13 protein-coding genes are annotated in these 14,274 nt (G+C 57.9%); 3 read left to right on the top strand and 10 right to left on the bottom strand.

Annotation, left to right across the window (positions count from 1 at the left end; translation table 11 throughout):
* Nucleotides 1-338: 338 nt before the first annotated feature.
* Nucleotides 339-4,226, bottom strand: a complete 3,888-nt coding sequence (gene purL / locus MX657_RS17005) for a phosphoribosylformylglycinamidine synthase (RefSeq protein WP_346806222.1) — start codon at nt 4,224-4,226, stop codon at nt 339-341.
* A gap of 267 nt (nt 4,227-4,493) precedes the next feature.
* Between purL and mltF the strand changes: the two genes are divergently transcribed.
* A complete protein-coding gene (gene mltF / locus MX657_RS17010) occupies nt 4,494-6,044 on the top strand; it encodes a membrane-bound lytic murein transglycosylase MltF (protein ID WP_080328400.1) in 1,551 nt (516 codons plus the stop codon).
* Here mltF and tadA read toward each other — a convergent pair.
* Genes tadA through murQ form a run of 4 tightly spaced genes read right to left on the bottom strand, consistent with a single transcriptional unit; the run spans nt 5,932 to nt 9,401 of the window.
* Complete coding sequence (tadA, locus tag MX657_RS17015) at nt 5,932-6,471, bottom strand: tRNA adenosine(34) deaminase TadA (RefSeq protein ID WP_429844166.1); 540 nt, start codon at nt 6,469-6,471, stop codon at nt 5,932-5,934. The genes mltF and tadA overlap by 113 nt on opposite strands.
* A 24-nt stretch (nt 6,472-6,495) precedes the next feature.
* Nucleotides 6,496-7,131, bottom strand: coding sequence for a phosphatidylglycerophosphatase C (gene yfhb, locus MX657_RS17020; protein WP_080328398.1), 636 nt, complete (start codon nt 7,129-7,131; stop codon nt 6,496-6,498).
* A 3-nt stretch (nt 7,132-7,134) separates the two neighbouring features.
* The gene (locus tag MX657_RS17025; protein ID WP_346806223.1) at nt 7,135-8,496 is read right to left on the bottom strand and encodes a PTS transporter subunit EIIC; all 1,362 of its coding nucleotides are present in this window, start codon (nt 8,494-8,496) and stop codon (nt 7,135-7,137) included.
* 11 nt (nt 8,497-8,507) lie between these two features.
* Nucleotides 8,508-9,401 (bottom strand): N-acetylmuramic acid 6-phosphate etherase, encoded by an 894-nt coding sequence (gene murQ, locus MX657_RS17030; RefSeq protein ID WP_080328396.1) that lies wholly within the window; start codon nt 9,399-9,401, stop codon nt 8,508-8,510.
* 118 nt (nt 9,402-9,519) lie between these two features.
* Between murQ and MX657_RS17035 the strand changes: the two genes are divergently transcribed.
* Nucleotides 9,520-10,368, top strand: coding sequence for a MurR/RpiR family transcriptional regulator (locus MX657_RS17035; protein ID WP_028014092.1), 849 nt, complete (start codon nt 9,520-9,522; stop codon nt 10,366-10,368).
* Between the two features lie 46 nt (nt 10,369-10,414).
* Nucleotides 10,415-10,675: a YfhL family 4Fe-4S dicluster ferredoxin gene (locus tag MX657_RS17040; protein WP_008502177.1), complete on the top strand. Its 261-nt coding sequence runs from the start codon at nt 10,415-10,417 to the stop codon at nt 10,673-10,675.
* Here the strand turns inward: MX657_RS17040 and acpS are convergent.
* The 5 genes from acpS to rnc are packed head-to-tail and all read right to left on the bottom strand — an operon-like array spanning nt 10,672 to nt 14,125.
* On the bottom strand, nt 10,672-11,052 hold the full coding sequence (gene acpS / locus MX657_RS17045; RefSeq protein WP_333017416.1) for a holo-ACP synthase: 381 nt from the start codon (nt 11,050-11,052) through the stop codon (nt 10,672-10,674). The genes MX657_RS17040 and acpS overlap by 4 nt on opposite strands.
* A complete protein-coding gene (gene pdxJ, locus MX657_RS17050) occupies nt 11,052-11,783 on the bottom strand; it encodes a pyridoxine 5'-phosphate synthase (protein ID WP_217479184.1) in 732 nt (243 codons plus the stop codon). Before pdxJ ends, acpS begins: the two co-directional genes overlap by 1 nt.
* Before the next feature lie 33 nt (nt 11,784-11,816).
* On the bottom strand, nt 11,817-12,524 hold the full coding sequence (recO, locus tag MX657_RS17055) for a DNA repair protein RecO (protein ID WP_080328393.1): 708 nt from the start codon (nt 12,522-12,524) through the stop codon (nt 11,817-11,819).
* A gap of 18 nt (nt 12,525-12,542) precedes the next feature.
* Nucleotides 12,543-13,448 (bottom strand): GTPase Era, encoded by a 906-nt coding sequence (gene era, locus MX657_RS17060; protein ID WP_080328392.1) that lies wholly within the window; start codon nt 13,446-13,448, stop codon nt 12,543-12,545.
* Nucleotides 13,445-14,125: a ribonuclease III gene (gene rnc / locus MX657_RS17065; RefSeq protein WP_003860711.1), complete on the bottom strand. Its 681-nt coding sequence runs from the start codon at nt 14,123-14,125 to the stop codon at nt 13,445-13,447. Before rnc ends, era begins: the two co-directional genes overlap by 4 nt.
* Nucleotides 14,126-14,274 lie beyond the last annotated feature (149 nt).

Raw genomic sequence — 14,274 nt, forward strand, 5'->3', positions numbered from 1 at the left:
GTAGCACGTCCCGAAGGGGCTGACATAAGAAGGTGAATGAGCCACTGGTTAATAATTATGCAACACCCGTGCCAGAATGCAAAACAAAATATTAACATGTTGAAATATATAGTTTTTACTCGTTTACCTTGTTGGTTGTGCACTGAATGATTTCCAGGCTAAGTGTCGCTATTAAGCAACACCTTAACGGGAACCCGCCCCGCCTTATATAAATCAATGAGTTAAATGTCTCCATTCGGAGACAGTCAAATACCCTCTTTGTCGCAATTTTGCGACACGCATAAAAAAGCCCGGTGGCGCTACCGCTTACCGGGCCTACAAAGTACCTGCTTTACGTCTTAACCCAGCTGCTTACGCGCGTTGCGGAAGATACGCATCCACGGGCTGTCCTCGCCCCAGTTTTCCGGATGCCAGGAGTTGCTCACGGTACGGAACACGCGCTCCGGATGCGGCATCATGATGGTCGCGCGACCGCTTTCGCTGGTCACCGCCGTAATACCGTTGGCGGAGCCGTTCGGGTTCGCCGGGTAGGTTTCTGTCACCTTGCCGAAGTTATCGACAAAGCGCAGCGCCACCAGGCCTTTGCTCTCAAGCTGAGCCAGATGCGCCGCATCGCGCACTTCTACCTGACCTTCACCGTGGGAAACGGCGATTGGCATCTGCGACCCTACCATTCCCTGCAGCAGCAGAGACGGGCTTTGGGTCACTTCTACCAGGCTGAAGCGTGCTTCGAAGCGGTCGGACTGGTTACGCACAAAGCGTGGCCAGGCTTCGCTGCCCGGGATCAGTTCGCGCAGGTTAGACATCATCTGGCAGCCGTTACACACGCCCAGCGCCAGCGTCTGCGGACGGTGGAAGAAGGTCTCGAACTCGTCACGCACGCGGCTGTTAAACAGGATGGACTTCGCCCAGCCTTCGCCCGCGCCCAGCACGTCGCCGTAGGAGAAGCCGCCGCACGCCACCAGCGCCTGGAAATCTTCCAGACCGGTACGGCCCGCCAGCAGGTCGCTCATGTGGACGTCGATGGCGTCAAAGCCCGCACGGTGGAAGGCTGCCGCCATCTCAACGTGGGAGTTAACGCCCTGCTCGCGCAGCACCGCCACTTTCGGACGCGCGCCGGTCGCGATGTACGGCGCGGCAATGTCTTCGTTGATGTCGAAGGAGAGCTTCACGTTCAGGCCTGGATCCTGGTCATTGGCCTTCGCGTTATGCTCCTGATCGGCGCATTCCGGATTATCGCGCAGGCGCTGCATCTGCCAGGTGGTTTCTGCCCACCACATGCGCAGCGTGGTGCGACTTTCGCTGAACACCGCGTGGCCGTCTGCTTCAATGACGAAGCGGTCGCCATGAACGGCTTTACCCAGATAGTGGACGCAGTCTGCCAGACCGTGCTTCGCCAGGATCGCTTCCACCGCGTCGCGATCCGCGGCACGTACCTGAATCACCGCGCCCAGCTCTTCGTTAAACAGCGCCGCCAGACGGTCTTCACCAAGCGTTGCAATGTTCGCTTCCACGCCACAGTGGCCGGTGAAGGCCATCTCTGCCAGCGTCACCAGCAGGCCGCCGTCGGAACGGTCGTGGTAGGCCAGCAGCTTACGCTGCGCCACCAGCGCCTGGATGGCGTCGTAGAAGCCTTTCAGTTGGGCAACGTCACGCACGTCGGCTGGCTTATCGCCAAGCTGGCGATAAACCTGCGCCAGCGCGGTGGCACCCAGCGCGTTGTGACCTTTACCCAGGTCAATCAGCAGCAGGGCGTTGTCTTCGGTCACAAGCTGCGGCGTAACGGTGTGACGCACGTCTTCCACGCGGGCAAACGCGGTGATCACCAGCGACAGCGGAGAGGTCATCTCGCGCTGCTCGTTGCCTTCCTGCCAGCGGGTTTTCATCGACATGGAGTCTTTGCCCACCGGAATGGTCAGGCCGAGGGCAGGACACAGCTCCTCGCCCACCGCTTTCACGGCTTCATACAGGCCAGCATCTTCGCCAGGGTGACCGGCTGCGGCCATCCAGTTTGCAGAAAGTTTGATACGTTTGATGTCGCCAATCTGCGTCGCGGCGATGTTGGTCAGCGCTTCACCGACCGCCAGACGGGCAGAGGCCGCGAAGTCCAGCAGCGCCACCGGGGTGCGTTCGCCCAGCGCCATCGCTTCGCCGTAGTAGCTGTCGAGGCTCGCGGTGGTCACGGCGCAGTTAGCGACCGGGATTTGCCACGGACCAACCATCTGATCGCGCGATACCATACCGGTCACGGTACGGTCGCCGATGGTCACGAGGAAGGTTTTCTCTGCCACAGCAGGCAGATGCAGCACGCGGTTAACCGCTTCCGCCACGGTAATGCCCTGGCGATCCAGCGCTTTGCCTGCCGCTTTACGGGTTGTTACGTCGCGGGTCATCTTCGGCGTTTTACCGAGCAGCACGTCCAGCGGCAGATCGATCGGCTGGTTGTCAAAGTGGGTGTCGCTTAAGGAAAGGTGCTGCTCTTCGGTCGCTTCACCGATAACGGCATACGGCGCGCGCTCGCGGCGGCACAGCTCGTCAAACAGCGGCAGCTGATCCGCAGCAACCGCCAGCACGTAGCGCTCCTGGGATTCGTTGCACCAGATCTCCAGCGGGCTCATGCCTGGCTCATCACTCAGGATGTCGCGCAGGTTGAAGCGCCCGCCGCGGCCACCGTCGCTCACCAGCTCCGGCATGGCGTTGGACAGACCGCCCGCGCCCACGTCGTGGATGAACAGAATCGGGTTGGCATCGCCCAGCTGCCAGCAGCGGTCGATCACTTCCTGGCAGCGACGCTCCATTTCCGGGTTGTCGCGCTGCACGGAAGCAAAATCGAGATCCGCGTCAGACTGGCCGGAGGCCATAGAGGAGGCCGCACCGCCGCCCAGACCGATGTTCATGGCCGGGCCGCCGAGCACGATCAGCTTCGCACCGACGACGATCTCGCCTTTCTGGACGTGATCGGCACGGATGTTGCCGATCCCGCCCGCCAGCATGATCGGTTTGTGGTAGCCGCGCAGCTCTTCGCCGTTGTGGCTGTCCACTTTCTCTTCGTAGGTACGGAAGTAACCGTTCAGCGCCGGACGACCAAATTCGTTGTTGAACGCCGCGCCGCCCAGCGGGCCTTCGGTCATGATATCCAGCGCGGTCACGATGCGCTCTGGCTTGCCGAAATCTTCTTCCCACGGCTGTTCAAAGCCAGGGATGCGCAGGTTAGAAACGGAGAAACCGACCAGACCCGCTTTTGGTTTCGCCCCACGGCCGGTCGCCCCTTCGTCACGGATTTCACCGCCGGAGCCGGTCGCCGCACCCGGCCACGGAGAAATGGCCGTCGGGTGGTTGTGGGTTTCCACTTTCATCAGGATATGCGCAGGCTCCTGATGGAAGTCATAACGCCCTGCTTCGCGATCGGCGAAGAAGCGGCCCACCTCGGAACCTTCCATCACCGCGGCGTTGTCTTTATAGGCAGACAGCACGTGGTCAGGGGTTTGTTCCATGGTGTTTTTAATCATTTTGAACAGCGACTTCGGCTGCTGTTCGCCGTCGATAATCCAGTCGGCGTTGAAAATCTTATGGCGGCAGTGCTCAGAGTTGGCCTGCGCGAACATGTAGAGTTCGATGTCGTTCGGGTTGCGGTTGAGCTTAACGAACGCGTCCTGCAGGTAGTCAATTTCGTCTTCTGCCAGCGCCAGGCCGAGACGCAGGTTGGCGTCAATCAGCGCCTGACGGCCCTGCCCCAGCAAGTCTACGCTCTGTACCGGCGCAGGCTGATGGTGGGAGAACAGTTTCTGTGCGTCATCCAGAGAAGCAAACACGCTCTCCATCATGCGGTCGTGCAACTCCGCCGCAACGGCCTGCCACTGCGCGTCGCTCAGGGTAGAGGCTTCAACGTAGTACGCCACGCCGCGCTCCAGACGGTTAATCTGGCTCAGGCCGCAGTTGTGAGCAATATCGGTGGCTTTGGAAGACCAGGGGGAGATGGTGCCCGGACGCGGCGTCGCAAGGATCAGTTTGCCGGTTGGCGTATGGCTGCTCAGATTTGGGCCATACTTGAGCAGGCGTTCCAGCTGTACGCGCTCCTCTGCATTCAGGGGGGCATTCAGGTCAGCAAAATGGACATACTCAGCGTAAATATTGCTTACCGGAAGGTCGGCCGCCTGAAAACGTGCCAGCAGTTTGGTAATACGGAAGGCAGACAGTGCAGGCGAACCACGCAGAATTTCCATCATAAGTCTCTCGTCTTCGAAGCGCCGGGGCGCTTACAGTGTGCGCAAGGGGGGAAAACGGGCGTCATTATAGAGAATCCTGAGCGTCGACGAAACCGTTTGCGTCGAAATAAAATCGACTTCAGCATTTAACAATAGATGTGACCTGTCTCTCTAATTGGTTGCCAAGTGGCGCAAGTTTACGCAAAATGCCGCTCATTCAATGGCAAACCTTATGATTAACATGGCTACAGCAGACTGAGGCAACCGGCGTCGCAGAGAATTAACTAATTGAAAAAATTAAAGATTAATTATCTGCTCATCGGCATTGTTACGTTGCTGCTGGCAGTGGCCCTCTGGCCTTCCATCCCCTGGTTCGGCAAAGCCGAAAACCGAATCGCCGCCATTCAGGAGCGGGGGGAACTGCGCGTCAGTACCCTCAACTCTCCGCTGATTTACAGCGACATCAACGGCAAAACCATCGGTCTGGATTATGAGCTGGCGCAGCAGTTCGCTGACTACCTGGGCGTGAAGCTCAAAATTACCGTGCGTCAGAACATCAGCCAGCTGTTTGACGACCTGGATAATGACGATGCCGATATCCTCGCTGCCGGGCTGGTGTACAACAGCGAGCGCAGCAAGAACTACCAGCCAGGACCGACCTACTATTCAGTTTCCCAGCAGCTGGTCTATCGTGTCGGGAGCCTGCGCCCGCGTACGCTGGCCTCGATTAACGCGCAACAGCTAACAATTGCTCCCGGCCACGTGGTGATTGACGATCTGCGTGAGCTGAAAGAGAAAAAATATCCCGACCTGAGCTGGACGGTTGACCCTAAACTCGGCACGACGGAGCTGCTGGATCAGGTCAAAGATCAGAAACTGCCCTACACCATCGCTGATTCGGTGGCGATCAGCCTGTTCCAGCGGGTGCATCCTGAAATCGCCGTGGCGCTGGACGTGACGGACGAACAGCCGGTGACCTGGTTTACCCATCTGGATGACGACCAGACCCTCTCGGCGGCCATGCTCGATTTCTATAACACCATTAATGAAGACGGCACGCTGGCACGCCTTGAGGAGAAGTACCTCGGCCACGGTGATGACTTTGACTACGTTGACACCCGCAGCTTCCTGCGCGCGGTGGACAGCGTCCTGCCGGACCTGCAGCCGCTATTCGAAAAATACGCCCAGGAAATTGACTGGAAACTGCTGGCGGCGATCTCGTACCAGGAGTCCCACTGGGACACCCAGGCCACGTCGCCCACGGGCGTACGCGGACTGATGATGTTAACCAAAAATACCGCGTTAAGCCTGGGCGTGAACGACCGTACCGATGCGGAACAGAGCATCAGCGGCGGGGCGCGCTACCTGCAGGATATGATGGCTAAAGTGCCGGAGACGGTGCCGGAAGAGGAACGGATCTGGTTTGCGCTGGCGGCCTACAACATGGGCTATGCGCACATGCTTGACGCGCGGGCTCTGACGGCGAAAACGAAGGGGAACCCGGACAGCTGGTCAGACGTAAAACAGCGCCTGCCGCTGCTGAGCCAGAAGCCATGGTACAACAAGCTGACGTACGGCTACGCGCGCGGACATGAAGCCTACGCCTATGTGGAAAATATCCGTAAGTATCAGATTAGCCTGGTCGGCTATCTGCTGGAGAAAGAGAAAGAGGCGACCGAGGCAAAACAGCTGGCGGAAAGTTATCCGGTTGTGGCGCCGGACGAGCTTAATCACCCGACAACTTCAATTCTGCCTTTTGTTGCTTTTTCTGCTGACGGCGCATTCGAAAGAAATCGCTTAATAGCCCCGAACACTCTGGTGCAAGTACCCCACCGATAGTCTGCACCTGATGATTCATTCCCGGGTGACCCAGCACGTCCATCAGTGAACCGGCGGCCCCGGTTTTTTCATCCCGCGCGCCAAACACCAGGGTTCCGATTCGGCTGTGCACCATTGCACCGGAGCACATCACGCACGGCTCCAGCGTCACGTACAGGGTGGTATTGAGCAGGCGATAGTTTTGCAGCACCAGTCCGCCCTGGCGAAGCGCCATTATTTCGGCATGCGCGGTAGGATCGTGGCGACCAATAGGACGGTTCCACCCTTCCCCAATCACCTGGTTGTTATGAACCAGCACCGCGCCCACGGGCACTTCGCCCTCGTCCCAGGCACGTTGAGCCAGCGCCAGCGCGTGGCGCATCCAGTATTCATGATTGTGTTCTGAGGTGGACAAGGGCTGATACTCCAGTCGAAAAGCGGGCGGCATTATACACACCCCTTATAGATAAGACTATTCGAGTTGCTGAAGTTCACCGAGGGGAGTAACGCGCCAGCGATGCTGGCAAAAATAGAGCAGCGGGTTGTCCTGCTTGCTGTCGCTGTAGCCGCTGTAAAGGCGCAGCGGCGTGCCGATGCGTTTTTCCAGTTGGGCCACTTTTTCATGCCCCAGGCAGCGCATCGTCAGAACCCAGCCGCCGTAGCCGCGGGAAATTTGCGTAGCGATAAGATTGACGCGCGGCAGCCAGGGGGTATCAAAGTAGACCTGCTCCACCAGCGTCTGCGGGGAGCCGGTAATCAGCCAGATGTCGGCATCGTTGGCGTCAAGATAGCTGGTCAGGCGCGCCTGAACCACGGGAAACGCGGCGACGTGGCCGCGGAACCAGTGCGCGAAATCCTGTTCGAGCTGTTTGAGCCGCGCTTCGCTGTGGCCAAAGGTGCATCCCCACAGCAGCAGGCTCATCGGCCATCGCGCCGCCCGGCCTTTCACCAGCAGCGCGATGCCAATCACAGGTAAGAGCGGCAGGACAAGCAGCGCGTTCAGAGGCTGGCGCCGCAGCAGGTAGCGCATAAACGTACCAAACATATCCTGCTGATGCAGCGTTCCATCCAGATCGAAAAAGACAACGCGACGCTCGTGATTGGCCAAACCTTACTCCTCTGGGTCGTTGAATCCTAACAGCCAGGTAAACAGGAACCCGGCGATCACCGCTACTAAATAGCCTAACAGATAGAGCATGACTTTTCCGGTCACGATGGTTAACGCCAGCGGTAAACCGGAGAGACCAAAGGTGATAACCGTAGCGACTTTCCAGTAGCTGATAAGCGCCCCGCCTACCGCGCCCCCCAGACAGGCTGCAAGGAAGGGTTTACCCAGCGGCAGCGTGACGCCGAAGATCAGCGGCTCGCCAATGCCGAGCAGCCCGACCGGCAGCGCCCCTTTGATCACCTTTTTCAGGCGCGCGTTGCGGGTTTTCATCAGGACGGCAATCGCTGCCCCCACCTGCCCGACGCCCGCCATCGACAGGATAGGCAGCAACGCGTTATAGCCGTGCGCCTGCACCAGTTCGACGTGAATGGGAACCAGCCCCTGATGCAGGCCGGTCAGCACCAGCGGCAGGAAGGTGCCAGACAGCACCGCCCCCACCAGCAGGCCGCCGCGGTCGATAGCCAGAGACGCGCCGTGAGCGATGGCGTCAGAGATCCACCCGCCTAGCGGCTGCAGGACAACAATCGCGACGCTACCGGTAATTAACGTGGTCAGCAGCGGGTTGAGTATCAGCTCAATCGAGCCAGGCAGAACCGCGCGTAGCTTTTTCTCGATCCAGGACATCAGGATAACCACCAGCAGCACGGCTATCACCCCGCCGCGCCCCGGCTGGAGCGCCTCGCCAAACAGCGTGATTTGCGCCAGCTGCGGGCTGGACAAGATCCCCGCCATTACGCCGCCCATGGCCAGCGATCCGCCAAACACCTTCGCGGTATTGACCCCGACCAGGATGTTCATGATGGCAAACACCGCGCTGCCGAAGATCCCGAGAATCCCCAGCAGGTTCGGATACTGCGTGGCAAAGTCCCCGACGATATCCGGCCGCTTGAGGATGTTGATGATCCCGGTGATCAGGCCGGAGGCAATAAACGCCGGGATCAGCGGGATAAAGACGTTTGCCAGCTGTCGCAGCGCGTCGCTCATCGGGGCTTTGTATTTCGCCTTCGCCTGCGCTTTGGTACGTTCAGCGTCGTCGACCGTCACGCTCGCGCCGCCGACCATCAGCGCGCGCATGGCATCGACAACCTGCGCCGCTTTCCCGGGCCCGACGATCAGCTGATGCTGCTGCCCCTGTTTCACGTACCCGCTCACGCCGGAGAGTTGTTTCAGGCGCGGCACGTCAAGCTGATCGTCGTTATGCACCTCGACGCGCACGCGCGTCATGCAGTTTTCCAGACGCTGAATATTTTTCTCCCCACCAATCCCCTGCAGGATATCGCTGGCGAGCGCTGCTGTTTTGTCCATACACGCCTCTGCTAGTTTTCTAACGCCGCCCGTAAGAAGCCATTATGCGCCTCAAGTTTGGCTCGTGCTGCTGCTGCATCCAGCCCGCTTAAAATCATCAGGATGGCCGGTTTGACGTCGTGATCGGTCTGCCTGAGCACCGCCTCCGCCTCTTCCCGAGCCGCGCCTGTCGCCTCCATCACCATGCGGCAGGCTCTGTCCACCAGCTTGACGTTGGTGGCCTGCATATCCACCATCAGGTTCTGATAGACCTTGCCGAACTTCACCATCGCGCCGGTGGAGATCATATTGAGCACCAGCTTTTGCGCGGTCCCGGATTTCAGGCGCGTGGAGCCGGTGAGCGCTTCCGGCCCGACGACCGGAGAGATGGCGATAGCGGCGACCTGCGCAATCGGTGAGCCCGGGTTACAGGAGATAGCGACCGTCGTGCAGCCCGTCCGGTTGGCGTATTCCAGGCCACCAATGACGTACGGCGTGCGCCCGGATGCCGCCAGCCCGACCACCAGATCCTGCGCGGTCAGGTTCAGTGCTTTCAGATCATCTTCACCCAGCTGTTTATTATCTTCCGCCCCTTCTACCGCTTTCAGCAGCGCACCGGGACCACCGGCAATTAAACCGACCACCAGGCCGTGCGGAACGCCAAAGGTGGGCGGACATTCGGAAGCATCCAGCACACCGAGACGCCCGCTGGTACCGGCCCCCATATAGATAATGCGACCACCGGCCTTGAGGGCTTCCGCCGCCGCATCGACCGCTTTCGCCACCTCAGGCAATGTCTCTTTTACTGCCTGCGCGACCAGCGTATCCTGTTGATTAAAACGGTTAACCAGCTCCAGGGTGGAGAGGGCATCCAGATCCATGGTTTGCGGGTTACGCGTTTCAGAAACAAGTGAGCCAAGATTCATCTTTTGTACCTCAAGAATTTTTAATTCATAATAATCACACTATAATGGAATATAAAATTCATTCAGGCGAGCAAAATTCGTATTTGCGCAGACAATCACATTTCCGCCGGGAGTACCTATGAACTGTTTAATTCGCATTCGCCAGCGCTACGCCGGCTTTGCTCAAAGCGACAAAAAGCTGGCGGATTTTCTGCTTTCTCAGCCCGATCGCGCCCGCCACCTCAGTTCTCAGCAGCTGGCAAGCGAAGCCGGAGTGAGTCAGTCAAGCGTGGTAAAATTTGCCCAGAAGATCGGGTTTAAGGGTTTTCCCGCTCTTAAGCTGGCAATCAGCGAAGCGCTGGTGAGTAACCCGAACCCGCAGTCCATGCCGGTGCATAACCAGATCCGCGGCGATGACCCGATGCGTCTGGTCGGGGAAAAGCTGATCAAGGAGAACGTGGCGGCCATGCACGCCACGCTGGATGTGAATACCGAAGAGAAATTACTGGAAAGCGTGGCGATGCTGCGGGCGGCGCGGCGTATTATTTTGACCGGTATTGGCGCGTCCGGTCTGGTGGCGCGTAATTTTGGCTGGAAGCTGACTAAAATCGGTTTTAACGCAATCGTCGAGCAGGATATGCACGCCCTGCTGGCGACCGTGCAGGCGATGGATCCTGACGATCTGCTGCTGGCGATCTCCTACTCCGGCGAGCGCCGCGAGATCAACATGGCCACCGATGAAGCCCTGCGCGTCGGCGGGAAAATTCTGGCGATCACCGGCTTTACGCCCAATGCGCTGCAGCAGCGGGCAACGCGCTGTTTATATACCATTGCCGAAGAGCAGGCCACGCGCAGCGCGGCGATTTCATCCACCAGTGCGCAAATGATGCTGACGGATCTGCTGTTTATGGCGCTGGTGCAGCAGGATCTGGAGCGCGCGCCCGAACGCATTCGCCATAGCGAAGAACTGGTAAAGAAACTGGTTTGACGCGTATAATGCCCGCCCAGTTTGTGTTGTTTCTGAGAATTTCCTGATGGCGCTGTTAATTACCAAAAAATGCATCAATTGCGATATGTGCGAACCCGAATGCCCTAACCAGGCAATTTCGATGGGCGACAGCATTTATGAGATTAACAGCGACCGCTGCACGGAATGCATCGGCCACTATGAAACGCCGACCTGCCAGAAGGTGTGCCCGATCCCCAATACTATCCTGAAGGATCCGGCACACGTCGAAAGCGAAGAACAGCTGTGGGATAAGTTTGTGCTGATGCACCACGCAGACAAACTTTAACTTTCGATAATCACCGTCGCGCTGGCATAGTGGCGTTCATCTGCGATCGTCACGTGCATATGATTCACCCCCAGCTTCTCCGCCAGTTTTTGCGCTTCTCCCCACAAACGCAGGCTCGGTTTGCCCAGATCATCGTTAAACACTTCGAACTGGTTAAATGCCAGGCCGTTACGAATGCCGGTCCCGAAAGCTTTGGCTGCCGCCTCTTTTACGGCAAAGCGCTTTGCCAGAAAACGCACCGGCTGCTGATGCGTTTCCCAGATGGCCCATTCGTTATCGCTCAGCACGCGTCTTGCGAGGCGATCGCCGCTGCGGGCGATCACCGCTTCAATGCGGGCTATTTCAACGATATCGGTGCCTAAGCCCAGAATGGCCATTACTGACGCGCTTCCAGCATCAGGCGTTTCATTTCAGAGACCGCCTCTTTTAGGCCGCTCATCACCGCGCGTCCAATAATGGCGTGGCCGATGTTCAGCTCGTGCATTTCCGGCAGGGCGGCAATGGCCTTCACGTTGTGGTAGGTCAGGCCGTGGCCGGCGTTGACCTTCAGGCCCAGGCTCGCGGCGTAGGTGGCCGCTTTGGCGATACGCTCCAGCTCTTTGGCCTGTTCGGCATCATTTTTGGCATCGGCATAGCAGCCGGTGTGGATTTCGATATACGGCGCGCCCACGTCAGCAGCGGCTTTGATCTGGGTGAAATCAGCGTCAATAAACAGAGAAACCAGAATTCCGGCATCCGCCAGGCGCTTGCAGGCATCGCGCATTTTGTCCTGCTGCCCTGCCACGTCCAGACCGCCTTCTGTGGTCACTTCCTGGCGTTTTTCCGGCACCAGGCAGCAGAAATGCGGTTTGGTCTCGCAGGCAATCGCCAGCATCTCTTCGGTGACCGCCATCTCCAGATTCATACGGGTGTCCAGCGTCTGGCGCAGAATGCGTACGTCGCGGTCAGTGATATGGCGGCGGTCTTCACGCAGGTGAACGGTAATGCCGTCGGCGCCAGCCTGTTCAGCGATAAACGCCGCCTGAACCGGATCGGGATACGCCGTGCCGCGTGCATTGCGCAGCGTGGCGATGTGATCGATGTTGACGCCTAACAGTAATTCAGCCATGACAATCCTCGGTTTTCTTTTCGATTCTGTGGTCTAACGTTTCGGCATAAACTGCCTGAATAATTCGCGGCTCTTTAAGGGCTTACCGCCAAGATACGGCTTGAGGGCAATCCGGGTAAAGCGTTTTGCGGCGCGCAGGGTATCTTGATCGGGAAACTCGCGCTCATATAGCGCCCGGAGCTGGCGACCGGTAAAGGTGCTGTTGTCTATCACAATACTGGCAATGAAGCCTTTTTCTTCGCGATAGCGGTAGGTCATGGTGTCTTCCACCTCATCACCGCTGCCCGCGCAGTGCAGAAAATCCACGCCGTACCCGAGATGACCCAGCAGCGCCAGTTCGAAACGGCGCAGCGCAGGCTCGGGCGTGCCGGTTGCGCCAGCCAGTGCCTGGATACAGTGCAGATAATCGAAGAAAAGTTCCGAGAAGCGAGTCTCATGTTCAAGGACGCGAGAGATAAGCTCGTTGACATACAGACCGCTGTAGAGCGTGATGCCAGAAAGGGGAAGCGCCAGAGAGACGGCTTCTGCGCTGCGCAGAGTTTTGACTTCCCCTCGCCCGCCAAAGCGAACCAGCAGCGGCGTAAAAGGCTGTAAGGCACCTTTCAGATTAGAACGTTTGGAACGTGCGCCTTTCGCAACAAGGCGCACGCGGCCTGACTCTTCCGTGAAGACGTCCAGCATGAGGCTGGTTTCGCTCCAGGGACGACTATGGAGAACGAAGGCGCGCTGCCAACCTTCCATTATACTCGTCGTCTTGAGTTACTGGTCTTCGCCGTAACCGAGGCTGCGCAGAGCACGCTCATCATCGGCCCAGCCAGATTTCACTTTCACCCACAGTTCGAGGTGAACCGGCGCTTCGAACATCTCCATCATGTCCTTACGGGCTTCAATGCCGATGGTTTTGATCTTGGCACCTTTGTTGCCGATCACCATCTTCTTCTGCCCTTCACGCTCAACGAGGATCAGGCCGTTAATATCGTAGCCACCGCGCTCATTGCTCTGGAAACGCTCGATCTCTACCGTCACAGAGTACGGCAGCTCAGCGCCCAGGAAACGCATCAGCTTTTCACGGATGATTTCAGACGCCATAAAGCGCTGAGAGCGATCGGTGATGTAGTCTTCCGGGAAATGATGAATCGCTTCCGGCAGATGCTTGCGCACGATGCCCGCGATGGTATCGACGTTCATACCGGTCTCAGCAGACAGCGGAACGATATCAAGGAAGTTCATCTGGCTGCCCAGCCACTGCAGATGAGGCAGCAGGTCAGCTTTTTCCTGCACGTTGTCAACTTTGTTGACCGCGAGGATGACCGGCGTTTTGCCGTCACGCAGCTTGTTCAATACCATTTCGTCGTCCGGCGTCCAGCGGGTGCCTTCCACAACGAAAATCACCAGCTCTACATCGCCGATGGAGCTGCTCGCCGCCTTGTTCATCAGACGGTTAATGGCACGCTTCTCTTCCATGTGCAGGCCCGGGGTATCGACGTAGATCGCCTGATACGCGCCTTCAGTATGGATACCGACGATGCGGTGACGCGTGGTCTGCGCCTTACGCGAGGTGATGGAAATCTTCTGCCCAAGCAGATTATTCAACAGGGTGGATTTGCCGACGTTCGGACGTCCGACGATGGCAATAAATCCGCAATAGGTTTTTTCTTCGCTCATTCCAGCTCCAGCATTTTCAACGCCTGTTCGGCGGCAGCCTGTTCAGCCTTACGACGGCTTGAACCTGTGCCCACCACCGGTTCACTCAGGCCACTGACCTGGCAATGGATGGTAAATTCCTGATCGTGCGCTTCGCCACGCACCTGCACCACCAGATAGGATGGCAGCGGCAGATGACGACCCTGCAAATATTCCTGCAGGCGCGTTTTCGGATCTTTTTGTTTATCGCCCGGGCTAATTTCGTCCAGACGAGTCTGATACCAGTTAAGGATCAGCTTTTCGACGGTCTGGATATCGCTGTCCAGGAACACACCACCAATTAATGCTTCGACCGTATCGGCAAGAATAGATTCACGACGGAAGCCGCCGCTTTTCAGTTCACCCGGCCCAAGACGCAGACATTCGCCCAGTTCAAATTCGCGCGCGATTTCCGCAAGGGTATTACCCCGAACCAGCGTGGCGCGCATGCGGCTCATATCACCTTCATCCACGCGCGGGAAACGATGATAAAGCGCATTCGCAATCACGAAACTTAAAATAGAGTCGCCCAGAAACTCGAGACGCTCATTGTGCTTGCTGCTGGCACTGCGGTGGGTTAATGCCTGTTGCAACAACTCCTGATGATGAAAAGTGTAGCCCAGCTTCCGTTGAAGCCGATTAATTACGATGGGGTTCATGCGATACCAATAAATGAATGCGTCAAAAATGCAGCACACGAAACCGACCTGAGAAAACCAACGCGGTTTCGTGTGCCGTGGCACCCTTGCAGGGCCAACCTTAAACTTCGGGGGAATATTCTATACACAACGACAGGGGATGTCGTTAG

This window comes from Enterobacter chuandaensis, from assembly GCF_039718975.1.
GTDB classification, from domain to species: Bacteria; Pseudomonadota; Gammaproteobacteria; order Enterobacterales; family Enterobacteriaceae; genus Enterobacter; species Enterobacter chuandaensis.